The 17002-nt window shown below is 66.4% G+C and carries 16 protein-coding genes and 1 pseudogene; 9 read left to right on the top strand and 8 right to left on the bottom strand.

Translation table 11 applies throughout. The annotated features are described in order from the left end of the window. The first annotated feature begins 42 nt into the window (after positions 1–42). Genes M1248_RS03130 through M1248_RS03100 form a run of 7 tightly spaced genes read left to right on the top strand, consistent with a single transcriptional unit; the run spans position 43 to position 6871 of the window. Complete coding sequence (locus M1248_RS03130; RefSeq protein ID WP_163726141.1) at positions 43–747, top strand: NIPSNAP family protein; 705 nt, start codon at positions 43–45, stop codon at positions 745–747. Beyond that, entirely contained in the window at positions 744–1994 is a 1251-nt protein-coding gene (locus M1248_RS03125) for a cytochrome P450 (RefSeq protein ID WP_163726144.1), read from the top strand. Before M1248_RS03130 ends, M1248_RS03125 begins: the two co-directional genes overlap by 4 nt. A gap of 1 nt (position 1995) precedes the next feature. Continuing rightward, complete coding sequence (locus M1248_RS03120; RefSeq protein ID WP_317147518.1) at positions 1996–2961, top strand: zinc-binding dehydrogenase; 966 nt, start codon at positions 1996–1998, stop codon at positions 2959–2961. Then, on the top strand, positions 2958–3701 hold the full coding sequence (locus tag M1248_RS03115; protein ID WP_317147517.1) for an HpcH/HpaI aldolase family protein: 744 nt from the start codon (positions 2958–2960) through the stop codon (positions 3699–3701). The genes M1248_RS03120 and M1248_RS03115 overlap by 4 nt, the downstream gene beginning before the upstream one ends. Then, the gene (locus tag M1248_RS03110; protein WP_163726150.1) at positions 3698–4420 is read left to right on the top strand and encodes an SDR family NAD(P)-dependent oxidoreductase; all 723 of its coding nucleotides are present in this window, start codon (positions 3698–3700) and stop codon (positions 4418–4420) included. Before M1248_RS03115 ends, M1248_RS03110 begins: the two co-directional genes overlap by 4 nt. Positions 4421–4425: 5 nt before the next feature. Then, the gene (locus tag M1248_RS03105; RefSeq protein ID WP_163726154.1) at positions 4426–5949 is read left to right on the top strand and encodes a flavin-containing monooxygenase; all 1524 of its coding nucleotides are present in this window, start codon (positions 4426–4428) and stop codon (positions 5947–5949) included. Between the two features lies 1 nt (position 5950). Continuing rightward, positions 5951–6871 (top strand): alpha/beta hydrolase, encoded by a 921-nt coding sequence (locus M1248_RS03100; RefSeq protein ID WP_163726156.1) that lies wholly within the window; start codon positions 5951–5953, stop codon positions 6869–6871. Between the two features lie 10 nt (positions 6872–6881). Here M1248_RS03100 and M1248_RS03095 read toward each other — a convergent pair whose 3' ends face one another. Both M1248_RS03095 and M1248_RS03090 read right to left on the bottom strand, forming a co-directional pair. Beyond that, positions 6882–7361, bottom strand: a complete 480-nt coding sequence (locus M1248_RS03095; RefSeq protein ID WP_317147516.1) for an SRPBCC family protein — start codon at positions 7359–7361, stop codon at positions 6882–6884. 17 nt (positions 7362–7378) lie between these two features. Then, positions 7379–8032: a GAP family protein gene (locus M1248_RS03090; RefSeq protein ID WP_317147515.1), complete on the bottom strand. Its 654-nt coding sequence runs from the start codon at positions 8030–8032 to the stop codon at positions 7379–7381. Positions 8033–8088: 56 nt separating this feature from the next. On the opposite strand from M1248_RS03090, the gene M1248_RS03085 reads away from it, so the two are divergent. Beyond that, on the top strand, positions 8089–9246 hold the full coding sequence (locus tag M1248_RS03085) for an acyl-CoA dehydrogenase family protein (protein WP_317147514.1): 1158 nt from the start codon (positions 8089–8091) through the stop codon (positions 9244–9246). A gap of 79 nt (positions 9247–9325) precedes the next feature. On the opposite strand, the gene M1248_RS03080 is transcribed toward M1248_RS03085, so the two are convergent. Together M1248_RS03080 and M1248_RS03075 are read right to left on the bottom strand one after the other, a co-directional pair. Beyond that, the gene (locus M1248_RS03080) at positions 9326–10258 is read right to left on the bottom strand and encodes an LLM class flavin-dependent oxidoreductase (RefSeq protein ID WP_317147513.1); all 933 of its coding nucleotides are present in this window, start codon (positions 10256–10258) and stop codon (positions 9326–9328) included. Then, positions 10255–11091, bottom strand: a complete 837-nt coding sequence (locus M1248_RS03075; protein WP_317147512.1) for a MaoC/PaaZ C-terminal domain-containing protein — start codon at positions 11089–11091, stop codon at positions 10255–10257. Before M1248_RS03075 ends, M1248_RS03080 begins: the two co-directional genes overlap by 4 nt. Before the next feature lie 130 nt (positions 11092–11221). Between M1248_RS03075 and M1248_RS03070 the strand changes: the two genes are divergently transcribed. Beyond that, positions 11222–12142 carry an LLM class F420-dependent oxidoreductase gene (locus M1248_RS03070; protein ID WP_317147511.1) on the top strand — a complete coding sequence of 307 codons (921 nt, stop codon included), beginning with the start codon at positions 11222–11224 and terminating at the stop codon, positions 12140–12142. Positions 12143–12148: 6 nt separating this feature from the next. On the opposite strand, the gene M1248_RS03065 is transcribed toward M1248_RS03070, so the two are convergent. The 4 genes and pseudogenes from M1248_RS03065 to M1248_RS03050 all read right to left on the bottom strand — a co-directional run bounded on the left by M1248_RS03065 (position 12149) and on the right by M1248_RS03050 (position 16934). Further along, positions 12149–13339, bottom strand: coding sequence for a cytochrome P450 (locus M1248_RS03065; protein WP_317147510.1), 1191 nt, complete (start codon positions 13337–13339; stop codon positions 12149–12151). Beyond that, positions 13332–14872: pseudogene (locus M1248_RS03060) on the bottom strand (bifunctional 3-(3-hydroxy-phenyl)propionate/3-hydroxycinnamic acid hydroxylase). Before M1248_RS03060 ends, M1248_RS03065 begins: the two are co-directional and overlap by 8 nt. After that, positions 14869–15807 carry a fumarylacetoacetate hydrolase family protein gene (locus tag M1248_RS03055; RefSeq protein WP_317147509.1) on the bottom strand — a complete coding sequence of 313 codons (939 nt, stop codon included), beginning with the start codon at positions 15805–15807 and terminating at the stop codon, positions 14869–14871. Before M1248_RS03055 ends, M1248_RS03060 begins: the two are co-directional and overlap by 4 nt. Continuing rightward, positions 15804–16934, bottom strand: coding sequence for a VOC family protein (locus M1248_RS03050; protein WP_317147508.1), 1131 nt, complete (start codon positions 16932–16934; stop codon positions 15804–15806). The genes M1248_RS03055 and M1248_RS03050 overlap by 4 nt, the downstream gene beginning before the upstream one ends. Positions 16935–17002 lie beyond the last annotated feature (68 nt).

The following is a 17002-nucleotide window of genomic DNA, read 5'->3' as shown; positions in this document are numbered from 1 at the left end:
GTGTCACGCTCGCATGGTGCGACTGTCAACTAGGTGGCGGGTGTGAAGAAGTTCTACGGCCACACGCTTCTGTATCTCCACGAGACGATTGCGCTGGGTGAAGGCCGAAGCGAGCAATTCACCGAGGTCTTCAGCGAGGTCTACCACCCCATGATGGAGGCGCTCGGCGCGCGCCTTTTCGCGATGTGGGAGACCACGCCGTACAACGGTCACTGGCCCCAGGCGACGATCATCTGGGAGATCGACGCGTTCGCCGACTACGCCCGCATCGGTAAAGCGCAGGCGTCCGGCGGCAGCCATGCCGATGCCGCGGCGACCTGGCGGACGTTCCTGTCCGAGATCCGAGCATCCGGTGAGGGCCGGATCATGTACGCCGGGAAGTTCAACAGGACACTCGCTCAGCTGGCGGATTCGAAGTTCTCGGCGGGTCTGGTGATCCAGGAGATCATGCAGACCAAGCCGGGTCGGCAGGACGACTACATCCGCGAACTCGAACGCCTCTACGTGCCGTGGTCGGAATCCACCGGAAAGCGATGGCTCGGGTCGTTCATCACGACGTTCAGATTCAACGAGGTCATTCACTATTGGGCGCTGGACGGCGACTGGGACTGCTTCGAGAACCACTACCCGTCGTGGAAGGACAGCCCGCCCGCCGAGATCGTCACGTGGATGAGCGTCGCGCCCGCGCTGCGCGACGGTTGGGAGGACTCGATTCTGCAGGCGCTGCCCCCGTCGCCGCTGCAATGAATTTCCAAGTGACGCAGCTGATGAAGAACTTCTTCTACGATCCGTTCGACCCCGCGGTGATGGCCGACCCTCTGCCGCACTACCGCGTCCTGCGCGACGACTATCCGGTGTATTACGTCGACAAGTGGGACACCTACGCGCTGTCGCGCTTCGACGACATCTGGCAGGTGCTGTCGATCAACGACGGGACGTTCGTCGCCTCTGAGGGAACTCTACCCGCGGCAACGGTTCTGGCGACGCGCAACGACGGCCCGGTGCCCGACCCGCCGCTACATCCGCTGCCGTTCCACGCGAACTTCGACGCGCCGATCTACGATTCCGTCCGCCGCTGCACATCGGGTCCGTTCCGGCCCAAATCCGTTGCAGTGCTGGCAGACCGAATCCGCGACCTGGCCAACGAGCGGCTCGACGAACTGCTGCCGCGTGGCACCTTCGACCTGACCCAGGACTACGGCGGCATCGTCGCGGCATCGGTGGTCTGCGAATTGGTCGGACTTCCGACCGATCTGGCATCCGATGTGTTGGCCACCGTGAACGCGGGAAGCCTGGCCCAGCCGGGCAGCGGGGTGGAGGTGGCCAACGCGCGCCCCGGCTACCTGGAGTACCTGGTGCCGATCATCGAGCGCAGGCGCGCCGGCGACGGGCCTGAGTCGCCGATCGCCGACAACCTCATCGGCTATCGCCTGCCGGACGGTTCGGCGCTGTCCGACATGGAGGCCGCCGTGCAGATGCTCGGCGTCTTCATCGGCGGAACGGAAACCGTGCCGAAGATCGTCGCGCACGGCCTCTGGGAACTGGGGCGGCGCCCAGACCAGTTGGCGGCCGTGCGAGCAGATCTCGACGCCAACGTGCCCGTCGCGCGTGAGGAGATGATCCGGTACTGCGCACCCGCGCAGTGGTTTGCGCGCACCCTGCGCAAGCCGTTCACCATGCACGGGACGACGATGATTCCGGGCCAGCGGGTCATCACGCTGCTCGCATCGGCCGGTCGCGACGAGCGTGAGTATCCCGAGCCGGACGAGTTCATCTGGGATCGCCGGATCGAGCGCCTGCTGGCGTTCGGCCGCGGACAGCACTTCTGCCTCGGTGTGCACCTCGCCCGCCTCGAAATCGCGATCATGGTGACCGAATGGCTGAAACGAGTGCCGGACTGGCGCATCATCAGTGCGGACGCTACGCGCCCGCCGTCCAGCTTCCAGTGGGGCTGGAACAGTGTTCCTGTCGAGGTCCATGTGGAGGTTGGGTGAGGTGTGGGCATACCGACTCGTTGCGCCGTATACCTTTGAGCGACTTGATGTTCCGCCAAAGACCGCCGATGACCTGAGCGACGGTCACATGCTGCTCCGTTTCATGGCGGCGGGGGTCTGCGGCAGCGACCTGCCGCCGTTCCGCGGTGTGCGCGGCAAGATCGCAGGTGACGTGGGTGTGAACGCGGCCGAGATGGTGGGCTTTCCGGTCCACGAGGTCGTCGGGGAAGTGGTGGCGAGCAGACACGAGGACCACCGGGTGGGTGACCGGGTGGTGGGCTGGGCGTCCGGATTCGATGGGCTGATGGGGTTCGTGGTCGCCGACGGCGACGGCCTGGCGCCCTACGATCCCACCTTGAGCGCCTCACACGCCGTCGCGTTGCAGCCTTTGGCATGTGTCTTGTACGCGCTTGAACAGCTCGAGCTCGCGGGCCGACATGTCGCAGTCATCGGGCAGGGGTCGATCGGGCTGCTGTTCTCCTATGCGGCAAAGGCTCTGGGTGCGCGTCATGTGACCGGTATCGATCCCGTCGACCGCGACGGTGTCGGCAAAGAGTTCGGTGTCGACACCATTGTCCGCGCCACCAGCGACAGATGGGTGAGTCACCTGGAGCCCAGCGATCGGCCCGACGTCGTGATCGAGGCGGTCGGCCATCAGGTCGCCACGCTCGGCCATGCGATAGACGCCGCGGCGCCGGGCGGCACGGTGCTGTACTTCGGCGTGCCCGACGACGACAGCTACCCGATCAGCATGCGCGCGATGCTGCGTAAGAACCTCACGCTCAAGTCCGGTGTGACGCTCGACCGGCGGCGAGTCCTCGACGCGGCCAACGGGTTTGCCGACGACCATCCGGAACTGCTGGCCGCCTACGTCACGCACACGTTCGGTATCGACGACGTGCAATCGGCGTTCGACCTGGCCTGCCGGCCGGTGCCGGATCGGGTGAAGATCGCGATCGCCGTATGAGCAGCCGGTTGCAGGAGGCCCTCTCCGCAAAGCCCCGCGTGTGGGGCGGCTGGGTGGTGGGGCCGACCGTCATCGGGCCAGAGGAGTTCGCCAGGGCGGGATATGACTACGTCGGATTCGACGTCCAGCACGGTTATCTCGACGACGCCGATGTCGCATTGCTGCTGCGGCGGCTCGAGCAGGTGCCGATTGCGACCGCAGTGCGGTTGCCGTCGGCAGATCCCGCACCGATCGGTCGTGTTCTCGACGCCGGGGCCGATGCGGTGATCGTCGCGATGGTCGAATCGCCCGAAACAGCCGCCACCGCAGTGGCCGCCACCCGGTACCCGCCTGCGGGGGTACGCAGCTTCGGCCCGCTGCGAGCCGACATCGGGATCGATCCTGCTGCACACGAAGACCGCGCGAGTGTCTTCGCGATGATCGAGACCGCCCGAGGATTGGCGGCACTCGACGAGATATGTTCCGTACCAGGTCTATCCGGCGTATACGTCGGCCCGGCCGATCTGGCGATCTCGCTGGGGGAGAACCCGATCACCGCGCTCGACACTCCGACAGTGCTCGACGCTGTCACTCGGATCCATTCCGTCGCCTCCGGTGCGGGGCTGGTCCCCGGCATCCACGCCAACGCGGGTAAGCCTGGGAAGGCCATGGCCGAGTTGGGGTTTCGGATGATCACCCTGGCATCGGAGTCCCAGGCGCTGCGGCGCGGCGCGGCGGCGCACCTCGAGGAGGCGCAGTGACGTCGACCGAGCGGGTCGCGCTGGTCACCGGCGCGGCGCGCGGGCAGGGGGCGGCGATCGTCACGAGACTGCACGCGGACGGTTTTCGGGTGGCCGCGTGCGATCTGCGGACCGATGAGCTCAAGGCCGGCACAGAAGCGTTGGGCGGCGGCGTGGTCGCCATTGAACTCGACGTGACGTCCGAGCAGCAGTGGGACAGCGCGGTGCGGCGGACCGTCGAGGAGTTCGGCGCACTGACCACGCTGGTCAACAACGCCGGTGTGCTGCACCGCGCCTCGTTCGCCGAGGAGACACCCGCAGGCTTCGAAGAGAGCTGGCGCGTCAACTGCCTCGGGCCCTTTCTGGGCATCCGGGCCGCGCTCGAACACCTGCGCCACGCCGACGGCGCCGCGATCGTCAACACGTGCAGCACCGGCGCGATCCGTGCGTTTCCCAACCACGCGGCCTACGGCTCGTCGAAGTGGGCGCTGCGCGGCCTCACCCAGATCGCTGCCGCTGAACTCGCCGACTCGGGCATTCGTGTCAACGCGGTCCTACCCGGACCGGTCGAGACGCCGATGCTCGACCCCGCGACGCAGGCGCGGCTCGCGGAGAGGGGGCGGCTCGGCACGCCGATGGAGATCGCCGACGCCGTGGCGTTCCTGGTATCCGAGCATGCGTCGTTCATCACCGGTTCCGAACTCGTCGTCGACGGCGGACAAACCCTGCAGATCGGATGAACCCCATGACAAAAGCCACCTCGGTGGGCATCATCGGGGCCGGCCCGGGCGGGCTGGCGCTCGCGATCTTCCTGAAAAAGAACGGTTTTCGCGACTTCACGATCTTCGATCGGGAGGACGGCGTAGGCGGTACCTGGCGGATCAACACCTACCCGGGACTCGCCTGCGACGTGAAGTCACACCTTTACTCGTATTCGTTCGACCTCAACGCCCGCTGGTCACGGCTGTGGTCGGGGCAGCCCGAGATCCTCGACTATTTCGAACGCTGCGCGCAGCGCTACCAACTCGCGCCGCACTTGAAACTGCACACCGAGATCACCTCGGCCCGGTGGCATTCCGACACCCAGACCTGGCAGTTGATCACCGCAAACGGCGAGGAGCACACGTTCGACGTGGTGATATCGGCGATCGGACTGTTCACCCAGCCGGTCCTGCCCGACCTCGCCGAGGAAGAGCCGTTCGCCGGAACGTTGATGCATACCGCGCGCTGGGACCACTCCGTCGACCTGACGGACAAGAGTGTCGCGGTTCTCGGTACCGGATCGACGGCGGCGCAACTGATTCCCGAGGTGGCGAAGGTCGCCAAGAAGGTCTATTCGGTGCAGCGGTCGCCGACGTGGATTCTCCCGAAGCCCGACCGTGCCTACACCGATCGCGAAAAGTGGCTGTTCGCCCACGTTCCGTTCGCCAAGAAGATCTACCGGACGCGGTTGTGGCTGCGCAGCGAGTCGAACATCAGCGTGATCGAAAACGGCAGTGACAAGACGCAGGAGTTCAAGGAGATCGCGCTCCGCACCCTCGATGCCGTGGTGCACGACGAAGAGCTGCGCCGCAGGCTGACTCCGGAACACCCGTTCGGATGCAAACGGCTGGTCTTCGCGACGGACTATCTGCAGACCTTGACCCAACCCCACGTCGAGGTGGTGTCGAGTCCCGCTCGGGCTTTGCGGGCTCGTTCGTTGATGACCGCCGACGGCCGTCGGCTCGACGTGGACGTGGTGTTGTGCGCGACGGGCTATGCAGCCGCGGACTACCTGGGCCAGATCGACGTCGTCGGCGAGGATCAGATCACGCTGCGGGAAACATGGCGCGACGGGGCGTTCGCGTACCTCGGCATGTCGGTCCCCGGATTTCCGAACTTCTTCATGCTCTACGGCCCGAACACCAACGTCGGCTCCAACAGCGTCATCTTCATGCTGGAGGCGCAGGCCCACTACATCGTGCGCGCACTGAAGTACATGCGGCGCAAACGGAAGACCTACGTCGCGGTGCGCAGCACGACGATGTCGGACTTCATTGCCAAGATCGACGACTGGATGCGGGGCACCGTGTGGCTCACCCGGTGCAGCAACTACTTTCGCGCCCCCAATGGTCGTGTCGTCACTCAGTGGCCGCGCAGCGCACGCGTCTTCTGGGAGATGACGCGGCGGTTCCGCCCGGCCGAGTACACCTTCGAACCGCCGACATGCCGGCCCGCAGTCGAGGTGGGATCACACACGACGGTGGCCGGATCGCCGGCGGCGACCTGACATGAACGCCGACGCGGACTTCGCACACCGGCTGGACCCCGCATTGAGCCATCTGGCGGCGGCCCGCACCGATCTGTCACCGAGCGTGCTCGGCGTCGTCCGCGACTCGTTGAACCAGCGCCGCGCCGAGACCGCGAAAGCGGTCAACACCGCTGGGGTGGAGATCGAGCAGCGCGAGGTCGGCTCGATTCCAGTACGCATATATCGCGGTGCGGGCAACCCGTCGCCCGCGGTGATCTACTGCCACTCAGGGGCTTTCGTGCTCGGCAACTTGGACACCGATCACCGGCAGTGTGTCCAGTTCGCGAGACAGGGCAGCTGCACCGTGTTCTCCGTCGACTACCGGCTGGCTCCCGAGCATCCGCACCCCGCCGCGCTGGACGACGCGATGGCCGTGCTGACCTGGGTGGCGGAGAACGCTTCCGAGCTAGGTGTGAACGCCGACCGGCTCGCGGTCGCGGGCAGCAGTGCAGGCGCGGCACTTGCCGCTCGGCTGGCGCAGTGCGCCGCCGACGGGGCAGCGCCGCCGGTCGCGTATCAGCTTCTGCACCAACCTGTGCTCGACGACCGGCCGACGCCGTCCAAGGACGAGTTCACCGCCACGCCCGGATTCGACGGACCCGCCGTCGAACAGATGTGGCGCCATTACGCCGGTGACGGTGCGGTCCCCGTCGACGCCGCTCCCGGTCGCATCCGCGAGTTGTCCGGTGTCGCAGCTGCATTGATCACCTGCTCGGAACTCGACCCGTTGCGCGACGAAGCGCTCGACTACGCGCTGCGGCTCATGTGGGCGGGTGTCGCCACCGAACTGCACGTCTTTCCCGGCACCTGTCACGGGTTCGACTCGCTGCTCCCGGAATGGGAGACCAGCCAGCGCCTGTTCGATTTGCAAGGCGCCGCGCTGCGCAGAGCGCTGTGGTGACCTGCCGTGGCTAGGTTGCGGCCAATTCCCGCGCGACCGCGGCGTGATACGCGTCGATGTGCGATGGGTTGACCATCCGGAAGAAGCCGTCGGTCAACGGAGCGTGGCGGTACGCCTCGATGGTCATGGTTCTGCTGAAAAGTGTGATGCCGTCGCCGGGCTGGGAGAAGTGGTACTCGATCGTCATGCGTCCCTCGAGGCCGCCGTTGCCCTGACTGTCGTGGCCCAGTTTCCCCACGGAGCTGAACACGAAGAGCGCTGGGCGCGCGGCCATCGCCAACTGCCATGTGAACACCCGGTCCTTCGACGGATCGGGGTGCGCCTCATCCCACGTATCACCGACCTGCAGCGGTAGCCGGTCCGGAAGGTTGCGGATATCCGGACCACCCGGATACGTCTTGGTCCAGTTGGCGGGGTTGGTCACGAAGTCATAGATCGTCTCGGGTGACTGGCTGAATGTCGTCTCCGAGCTTGTGGTGACGATGCCCACGGGTCTGCTCCTTCGGTCTACAGCTCGCTGATTCCCATGACCAGCAAGGTGATTCCGACCGCCAAGAGAATGACGGCCGTGACGAGTCCGCTGCGTCGGTGCAGCCACTCCTTGAATCGGTTGAGTTGGTCGTCGGCCCGCGCACCCACCGCCATGTAGACGAGCACCGGAACGGCGACCGTCGAGCTGGCGACCACGGAGTAGTACACGGTTGCCCCGCTCGCGGCGGCGACGCCGATCCCGGCGGTGCCGATCAGCAATCCGGCCGCGGCGGTGGCGGCCAGCATCTTCGGGTTGCCGAACACGAGGAACATCCCGACCCCCGCGGCGCCGACAGGCGTGAGCCGGCTGAACTTGGCCAGCCATGGCGGTTCCTCGGTCATCTGGTCGCGCCTGAACCAGACCCATATGCCGATCGCGACGAGGATGCCGCCGAGGACGAGCAGAACCCGCGGCGAGACGGGCCGGTTCAGGCCGCCGATCAGCCGAGGTACCTGGAGGAACAGGGCGGTCACCGCGGCGAGGGCGAGCACTCGGCCAACCAGCAGCGCGACACCGTTGGCCAGGGGGCGGTCGGTGTGAAGCACGACGAAGATGGCGATGATGATCGAGAACGGCGATATCGCAACCACCATCGCCGGTGCCAGGAGTTGGCTCAGGACTGTCGACATCAGACGCGACTCTACAGCGGCTTTACAGATCGATCAGAAAGTGTCACGCTCGGAAGGTGGACTTCTCCCGCGTCGAATTGTCTGCCGACGACCAGGCCTTCCAGGCCGAGCTCCGGGCGCTGCTGAAGACCCTGGTGACCGATGAGGTGATTCGGCGGGACCGCGAGACGGGGGAGAACTTCGACGAAGGCGTTCATCTCGCGCTTGGTGAGGCCGGCTACCTGGCCGCCGAGTTCAACGATGAAGCCGACGGTGGGTTCAGCCGCGTGCGACGCCGGCTGTGGAACCTCGAGATCGGCCGCGCGCGCACGCCGTGGTTCCACTGGGGCACGACGGCGATGGTCGCGCGTGCGGTGCGGGACTTCGGCTCGGACGAGCTCAAGGCGGAGGTGCTGGAGCGTGCCTTGTCGGGTCGGATCCGCCTGTGCCTGGGCTACACCGAACCCGAAGGCGGGTCCGATGTGGCCACCTGCAAGACGCGCGCGGTCCGCGACGGCCACGGCTGGATCATCAACGGTTCGAAGATGTTCACCTCCAATGCGCAGAACGCCGCATACGTCTTCCTGATCACGAACACCGATCCGTCCGCGCCGAAACATCAGAGCCTCACCATGTTCCTGGTGCCGCTGGACGCCGCAGGCGTAGAGATCCAGCCGCTGCGCACCGTGGACGGCGATCGCACGAACATCACGTACTACAGCGATGTGCGCGTCGACGACCGGTATCGCGTCGGTGATGTCAACGGCGGGTGGACCGTGCTGCGCGATGCGCTACACGACGAGCACGGCACCGTCGAACGTGGCGCCGACGGTCTGCAGAAGATCGCGGCCATGGCCGAGCACTTGGTGTTGCTCGCCGAGGCCATCGACAAGGTCGCGCCGTTGGTCGCTGATGACGAGGCGGTGAAATACCGGCTGGGACGCGGCATTGCGCGGATGGAGGCGGCGATGAGCACACCCGACATGTTCGGCCGGGTCGCCAATGCGCAGACCATGCGCGACGTGTCGCTGGATCTGATGGATATCCAGGGTGCGGTTTCGACCCTGCCGGTCGACGCGCATGGCGCCCAGGCCGACGGGGGAGCCGAGTACGTCTTCCGGTTGGCGGGACCGACCGGTATCTATGGCGGCACCCTCGAGGTGTTCCGCAACATGATCGCCCAGCACGCATTGGGCCTCGGGCGTCCCGCCTACGCGCCGCCCGTCAAACGTTAGGCACCCTGCGCCGAGTGTGGGCTTGATGCACATGAAAGGCCGCAAAAGAGTGCGGGTAACCCACGTTCGCGCGAAGAGATTAGAGGTTTGCGATCACTTCGGCGGCGAGCAGGTCGAGCGTCTCGTCGGATCCGCGGTCGTGGGTGAACAGCACGATCTGGCCGAACCCCAATCCCTGCAGCTGGTGCAGACGGTCGACGATCGCCTGCGGCGTGCCGACAAGACCGCCTTCGTTGAGCCCGAACGCCGGTACGCCGAAACGCTTCTCGGCGAGCTCACGCACACCGGGCAGAGATGTGTCGTCGGCGGCCAAAGCCATCACCGCCTCGATCGACATCACGATCGTCGACGGGTCGCGGCCGATCGCCTCGCACAACGCCCGCAACACGGAGATCTTGTGCTCGAGTTCGCCCAACGCGTACGTCGGGACATTCCAGACGTCGGCGTAGCGTGCGACCAACGGCAGCGTGTACTTCTCGCCGACCCCGCCCACGACGATCGGTGGTCTGGGTTGCTGGACCGCGCCTGGCTTGATCGGCATGTCCCTGACGACGAAATGCTCTCCGTTGAAGTCGATCACCTCGTCGGCGAAGGCCTGATGCAGTATCTGCAATGTCTCGCCGAGGCGTTCGGACCGTTCGGCGAACGTGCCCCACGGCAACCCAAGGCGGGAATGCTCATCCTCGATGGAACCGCTGCCGATGCCGAGCGTGAGCCTGCCCGCCGAGATCTGGTCCAGCGTGGTCGCCATCTTGGCCAGCACCGCGGGATGGCGAAACTGGTTGCACAACACCATATGTCCGACCCTGATGCGTTCGGTGCGGCTGAGCAGCGCGGTGGCCAGCGTCCACGCCTCCATCGACGGGTACTCCGGCATACCGGGTGCATAGAGGTGGTCGTAGAGCCAGATCGAGTCGATTCCGAGTTGTTCGCACCGCAGCGTCCGATGCAGCACCTGCTCGTAGGTGAAGCCCATCTGAGGCAGGTACACCCCGATCTCCGGCTTGTTCATGCCCGCAGCTCCAATCGTCCATGGCTGATGGTCGTCGTGCCGTTCGCCTCTGCTTCGAACGCGAACGATGTGCCCGAGATGCCGAAAGCATTCACGTTCAGATCGCAACCGAGGGGAGTAGGTGACGCGAACCGCCCCGCGACGCGCCGAACCAAGCCCGGATCGTCGACCCCCAACAGGCCGAGAACGCGGTGGGTGCAGATCGCCATCGTGCATAGTCCGTGCGCGAACACGAAGTCGAAACCCGCAGCGCGGGCCACCTCGATGTCGAAGTGGTGCGCCGACCAGTCGCCGGACACCTCGGCGTAGCGGTGCGTCACGTCGGCGCCGATGTGGTGGGTCACGGACCCGATGGGGCGGGTCCGTGCGTCGTCGGGGAAACGGTGATCCGCCGGGGTGCTGCCGAGGTCGGCGACACCGTGAAGTCCGAGCAGCACCATCGTCCACCACTGTTCGACGGCGATCGACCCGTCGGCGTCGAACTGGTCAAACCGCATCACGACCCGTGTGCCTGCCCGCGTTGTCCGCACCGCCGATATCTGCGACCACGTCTGCAGCGGCTCACCGGGGACCAGTGGGCGGTGCAGCATGACGTCGTGTGCGCCGTGCACCCCACCGCGGACGCGCTGCCAGACCGACTCGGGCAGATCGCCTCTGGCCGCCTCGTTCGGGGTGAACACCAGGATCACCGGAAACACCGCCGGCACCGCGAGTCCGGCCAGCACCGAGGCTGTCGCGTCGCCGGTGGCGGAGGCGTAGCGTGCGATCGTCTCGGGGTCGAGAAGGCCGGGGAACGGGCCGTGCCGCGCGGCGACCATGGTCGTCTCGCTCATTCCCGGTGACCCCTTCTGCGGCGTGAACCCTGTACTTTCCGTGATTCGCATGGTAACGACATTCTCAGAAATCGAGAAGATTGTTCTAGCGTTGAATGCGCGGCTCGCCGCGCGGAAGCGGAGCAGACACATGCGGTTCACGTTCACCCATCCGATGCACAGCCATCCGTACAACCCGGAACTGGTGACCGGTTCGGGCATCGCCACCGTCGCGGCGGCGGCCGAGGCGGCCGGGTTCCACGGTTTCGGGTTCACCGATCACCCGGCGCCGTCACAGCGATGGCTGGAGTCGGGCGGGCATGACGCGGTGGACCCGTTCGTGGCGATGGGCTACGCCGCGGCGCACACCACGACGCTGCGACTGATCCCGAACATCGTCGTGCTGCCGTACCGAAATCCGTTCGTGGTGGCCAAGGCGGGCGCGACGCTCGATCTGCTGTCCGACGGCCGGTTCACCCTCGGCGTCGGCGTCGGCTACCTCAAGCGGGAGTTCACCGCGCTGGGCGTGGACTTCGACGAACGCGCGGCCCTGTTCGAGGAGGCCCTGGAGGTGATCCGGGGCATCTGGACCACCGACGACTTCTCCTATGAGGGAAGACACTTCAGCGCGAAAGGCATCACCGCCCATCCGAGGCCGATGAGCGCACCGCACCCGCCGATCTGGATCGGCGGCAACACCTCGGCCGCGCGCAAGCGTGTCGTGCTGCACGGTGACGGCTGGTGCCCGTTCCCGGCTCCGGCGATGTTGGCGCAGACCGCACGCACCGCCGTGATGGATGCGGAGTCACTCGCCGAGGGAGTCGAGGATCTACGCCACAGGTTCGACGCCGCGGGCCGGGATTTCACGGGCATCGACATCACGTTCACCAACGCCGACGGCGGCAGCCCGGGCGATGACGACTTCAACGCCGACGCCTATCTCGCCGGACTGGAAAAGCTTGCGGGCGTGGGTGTCACGTGGGTACAGGTCAGCTTGCCCGGCGACAACCTGGCGCACGTGTTGGAGACCATCGAACGCTTCGGCAGCTCGGTGATCGAGGCCGCGAATTGAGTGGGGTCAGGCGGCGATCAGCTTGAGGGGTAGCCGTTCGTGTCGCCGGATGATGTTGTTGAGCGCCCACGTCGGCTGTCCGGACAACTCGATCCGCTCGATGCGCTCGGCCAGCGCCCGCAGCATCGCCTGAGTTTCCAACCGCGCCAAGCCCTGTCCCGCGCAGGCGTGGGCACCGTGCCCGAATCCGAGGTGACGAGTGGCGTCGCGCCGGATGTCGAAGGTGTCGGGAGCATCCCATTCGAGTTCGTCGCGATTGGCTGAGGCGTAGAGGACCAGCACCTGGGCACCCGCGGGTATCCGGTGTCCGGCGATGTCGGTGTCGACCGTGACGCGGCGGCCGAACGCCCGCAGCGGCGACTCGAAACGGACGATCTCGTTGACCGCGTTGGGGATGATCCCGGGATCCTCCCTGAGCAGCTGCCACTGGTCGGGGTGCGAGGCGAACAGGTGCAGTGCATTGGAGATCGCGCTGATCGTGGTGTCGAGCGATGGGGCGATGTAGTCGATCATCAGCGGGGCGCACTCGGCGAGGGACACGTCGCCGGCGTCGGCGGCAAGCAGCACCTCATGGCCGACGCTGCCCTCGATCAGGCTGCGGTCACGCACCACGCGTCGGGCATAGGCGAGCATGCGAAGGCTTGCCGGTATCGACCTCAGCGCTCGCCTGTTTATCGGCCCGAGGACGTCGAAAGAGGCTGCGCCCCAGGTCAGCAAGTGGGCGCGATGTTCGCGCGGCCAGCCGATGAGGTCGGGCACCACCGCCATCGGCAATGCATAGGCGAGGTCCTCGACACCGTCCACCTCGCCGCGCGTCAGCGCGGCCTCGACCACCCCGGCGGCCTGCGTCTGAATGTCGTCGTCGATGCCGCGCAGGGCACGGGGCAATAGGCGGTGCGCGACCAACTTGCGTCGCCGGTCGTGTTCGGCCCCGTCACTCACCAGCGTCGTGCCGCGGGACAGACGATTGGTCAGCGCGTTGAGCGCCACGCCCTTTGCGGAGGCGAAGGTCGTGTCGTCGCGCAGCACCGCCTTGCATTCGGCGAACGTCGGCAATGCGTACACGCGATGTCTGGACAGCCAAACGACGGGTCCGAGCGCGCGCAGCGCAGCGTAGTGCGGGTACGGATCGACGATCGCGTCGGTGGTGTAGATGTTCGACCCGTAGGTGGGGACGCCGCTGCGCGTTCTAGGCATGGGATCGGACCCTTCTGTCGGCTGTGAAGGTCGGGAGCAAGCCATAGATCTTTCGCGCGTCGCGTGCGGTATACATCACCGTGCGGTCCGGCCGCACGATCGCCGCTGCGGCGTGCCCGCGGCGCAGCCACTCGGCGAGTTCCGAGCCGGGCGAAGCGATGTGGACGGCGACGCCACGGGCGTCGAGCGCTGAACGCTGCGCGGCGGTCGGTGTCACCACCGTGATGACCGAGAAGCCGTTGCCGAGCACCTCGTCGAGCCGGTGGCCGTCGCCGCACACCGGATTCGGGCACAGTGTGCCCGCGAGGCGTCCCGGCGCGCGCGTCGATCGCACGTAGGCCGAACGATGCAGTGCGGGGGTGCGGCTACCGAGGATCTTGCCGCGCATGCCGGGAATGAACCGCAGGCGGGTCACCAGCAGTCGCCGGGCGACGTTGCCGCACTCTCCGCCTGCCGTCATGGCCCAGCCGACGGTCAACGCGAGCCGAATCATGTGCCGCGCGTGTGGTTTGCGTTCCTGCTCGTAACTGTCGAGCGTGGCAGGCGGAAGCTCGCCGGTGATGACGCCGGCGAGTTTCCACGCCAGGTTCATCGCGTCGCGCAGACCCGCACCGAGGCCCTGGCCGACGAACGGCGGGGTGAGATGTGCGGCGTCGCCCAACAGGAAGATGTTGCCGCGTCGCCACCGGTCGGCGATCCGGGCACGAAAGGTGTATTCGGCGACGCGGATCAACTCGATGTCGTCGTCGGTGACGTTCGGCGTCCACGGGGCGATCAGCGGACGCAGTGCGTCGATGCTCCGGAAGTCGTCGGCCGATTCGCCGGGCAGGAGCCGGAATTCCCAGCGGTAGCGCGAGGGTCCGATCCGCATGTAGGTAACGGCCCGCACCGGATCGCACACCTGATGCACGCCGTCCCACTGGCCGAGATCGGCGTCGGTGGCCGCGTCGACGACGAGCCAGCGCTGGTCGAACTTCATATCGTGCATGCAGCTGCCGATCTGGTTGCGCACGACGCTGTTGCGCCGTCGCAACCCAGCAGGTAGTCGGTGTCGACGACATGGGTGGAGTCGTCGGTTCGGTCGACGTAGGTGACCCGGACGCGGCCCTCGGGTTGTTCGGCGACGTCGACGACCTCGACGTCGCCTCGCAGTTCGACGCCGGGGTAGCGCTTCAGGTTGGCGCGCAGCAGCGCCTCGAGGTCGGGCTGGTCGAACATGTTGGCCTGCGGAAAACCGTTGACCGACAGTGCGGTGTCGCGGCGGAACTCGGCGAGCACCCGCATCGAGGGGTCGAGCAGACGAAGACCTTGGGCCGGCCGTGAGATCGCGGAGAACTCATCGGCGATTCCGAGTCGCGCGACGATGCGGCAGATCTCGTCGTCGAGATGCACCGCGCGCGGCTGCGGATAGACCGCGCCCCATCGTTCGAGGATCAGGCAGCCAATGCCGTACTGCGCCAACAGCGTAGCGACCGTGGCGCCGGTGGGTCCCGCTCCCACGACGACAACGTGCGGCGAATCCTCCGTCGTCACGCATACCTCACTTTGGTGCGCTGCACTCCGAGGTCGATGGCGCCGTCGTCGGTCGCGACGCTGAGTTCCACCGAGTCGCCGTGCTTGAGGTATTTCGTGTTCTTGGCCTGCCGTTTGAAGAACGCCTTCCATTTGACCGCGGGTGGAAGCAGCGACCCGATCACCTCGATCGGCTTCGGCGGGGCGCTCAACGCGGTCCCGACGGGCGTACCGGTCATCACCAGGTCACCCGCGGCCAGATCCTGGAAGCGGGCCAGCGACTGCAACGCCTGCACCGGCGGGTAGATCATGTCGCCCCCGACGACGGTGTCCTGGCGGATCTCGCCGTTGACCCGCAACCGCAGACGCAGATCGGTGAAGCGCTTGAGTTCGTCGGCGTCGAGCAGCACCAGCGCGGGCCCGACCGGTGTGAAGGTCGGATAGGACTTGCCCTCATAGAACTGGGTTTGCGGGAGTTGGATGTCGCGGGCCGAAACATCATTGGTGACAACGAGTCCGGCGATGTAGTCGGACAGCTGAGACTCGGCGATCTCGGTGCCGACGGGGATGTCCTGTCCGATCACCAGACCGATTTCGACCTCGTAGTCCAGGAGCTTCACGTGTTCGGGCTTGACGATGTCGTCGAACGGACCGCTGATCGACGCCGAGGACTTCCGGAAGAAGGTGAGCGGGATCGAGGCGGGGTCCATGCCGGCGTCTTTGACGTGCGATGCGAAGTTCGTCATCTGCGCCACGACGCGGCAGGGCCGAGTCACGGGGGAGATCAGCCTCAATGAATCGACCGGCACGGTCTCGGTGCTGTGGCTCGCCCATTCGATGGCCTCGCGGTCCTGCAGCAGGTCACCGGTTGTGGTCGCGGAGGTGGAGATTCTCGCGGCACCGGTTGGGGTGCGGACCCACCAGGCGTCGGTCGTACGCAATATGGACGTGGTCATGAGGTGGCTACTTTCATCAGGCCGCGAAGGCGGGTGAGGGTGAATTCGTTGTGGTCGCGCAGAGCGTTGAGGATCGAACGTGCTTCGTGAGGAAGCGCTTTGGGGTTGATGCCGAGGAAGTCCTTGGTGACGGCGGGACCCCACTGAGACAGCCCTGACGCCGTGAACTCAGCCCAGCCCGGCTCCAGCGTGTTGTCGAACATGTCGCCGTCGGCGAAGTGCTCCACGAGGAATCCGTCGGGGTCGCGCCAGTAGTCGAACAATTGGCTGCCCTGGATGTGGCGCCCGATGCCCCATGAGCGGAAATAGCCGCGCTCGCGCAGATATTCGCCGCCGGCGGCGAGGGCGTCGAGGTCGCACACCTGGTAGGCCGAGTGCACGTACCGGTTGACCGGTCCCAGGGTCATCGCCAGGGTGTGATGGTCGGCGGGGGCCGTGCCCCGGTCGCAGCGCATGAAACTCATCACCGGGCCGCGATCCCGTTGGCCCGGGTAGTAGAGGAAGTCGCTGACGATCATCCCGAGATTGTCGAGGTACCAGTTCAACGCCTCGGTGTACCGGGTGGAGGATATGACGACATGCCCGAGTCGCTGAACCCTGGCCGGCGCACGGGTCGGGCGTTGGGTGGCGTTGGCGCGCGCGACCCGGTCGCCGAAGTTGAAGACGTGCGCCTGCTGGGGCGGCAGGGCAGGCAGCGGGTGCATGCCCGCGACCACCTTGACCGGAACCCCGCTCGGATCGACGAGACCGACCGACACGCCTCCGATGGATTCGGGGAGTGCATGGACGCCGATGCCCTTCGCGTCGGCCAGGCGTAACACGTCGACCTCGTCCTGAGCCGCAAACGCGGTGCCGACGAACCGTGAGCGAGCGCCTCTGCGCACAATCACGCACGGGGCGCCGGGGTCGGTGCCGCGCAGTTGCACCTCGTCGTGGGTGCGCATTGCGGTGGTGAAGCCGAAGGCCTGCGCGAACGCTTCGGCGCGCGAGAGATCCGGTTTCTCGAACTCCAGCCACGCGATATCGGCGACTTTGATGACCGGATTTCGCGACCTCCCCGGATGCTCACCGGCCCGGGCCCCGTGCTCGCTGTGCAGGTCACTGTGGGTGCCGACGGCCTCGCCCATTCTGCACCTCCCTCATCTATCGATACTGACTGACGAAATCGTCACATACGACGCGACACTCAGTCAAG

Origin of the sequence: Mycobacterium sp. 29Ha (assembly GCF_032883055.1) — a bacterium.
GTDB classification, from domain to species: domain Bacteria; phylum Actinomycetota; class Actinomycetes; order Mycobacteriales; family Mycobacteriaceae; genus Mycobacterium; species Mycobacterium gallinarum.
The sequence above is the reverse complement of the archived record's forward strand: the minus strand, read 5'-3'. Positions and strand labels throughout refer to the sequence as shown.

What these genes read in the sequence shown, in the direction of transcription:
- M1248_RS03125 (WP_163726144.1), top strand. Translation starts at nt 744, where the DNA reads ATGAATTTCCAAGTGACGCAGCTGATGAAGAACTTCTTCTACGATCCG.
- M1248_RS03115 (WP_317147517.1), top strand. Translation starts at nt 2,958, where the DNA reads ATGAGCAGCCGGTTGCAGGAGGCCCTCTCCGCAAAGCCCCGCGTGTGG.
- M1248_RS03105 (WP_163726154.1), top strand. Translation starts at nt 4,426, where the DNA reads ATGACAAAAGCCACCTCGGTGGGCATCATCGGGGCCGGCCCGGGCGGG.
- M1248_RS03100 (WP_163726156.1), top strand. Translation starts at nt 5,951, where the DNA reads ATGAACGCCGACGCGGACTTCGCACACCGGCTGGACCCCGCATTGAGC.
- M1248_RS03090 (WP_317147515.1), bottom strand. Translation starts at nt 8,032, where the DNA reads ATGTCGACAGTCCTGAGCCAACTCCTGGCACCGGCGATGGTGGTTGCG.
- M1248_RS03080 (WP_317147513.1), bottom strand. Translation starts at nt 10,258, where the DNA reads ATGAACAAGCCGGAGATCGGGGTGTACCTGCCTCAGATGGGCTTCACC.
- M1248_RS03075 (WP_317147512.1), bottom strand. Translation starts at nt 11,091, where the DNA reads ATGAGCGAGACGACCATGGTCGCCGCGCGGCACGGCCCGTTCCCCGGC.
- M1248_RS03070 (WP_317147511.1), top strand. Translation starts at nt 11,222, where the DNA reads ATGCGGTTCACGTTCACCCATCCGATGCACAGCCATCCGTACAACCCG.
- M1248_RS03065 (WP_317147510.1), bottom strand. Translation starts at nt 13,339, where the DNA reads ATGCCTAGAACGCGCAGCGGCGTCCCCACCTACGGGTCGAACATCTAC.
- M1248_RS03055 (WP_317147509.1), bottom strand. Translation starts at nt 15,807, where the DNA reads ATGACCACGTCCATATTGCGTACGACCGACGCCTGGTGGGTCCGCACC.
- M1248_RS03050 (WP_317147508.1), bottom strand. Translation starts at nt 16,934, where the DNA reads ATGGGCGAGGCCGTCGGCACCCACAGTGACCTGCACAGCGAGCACGGG.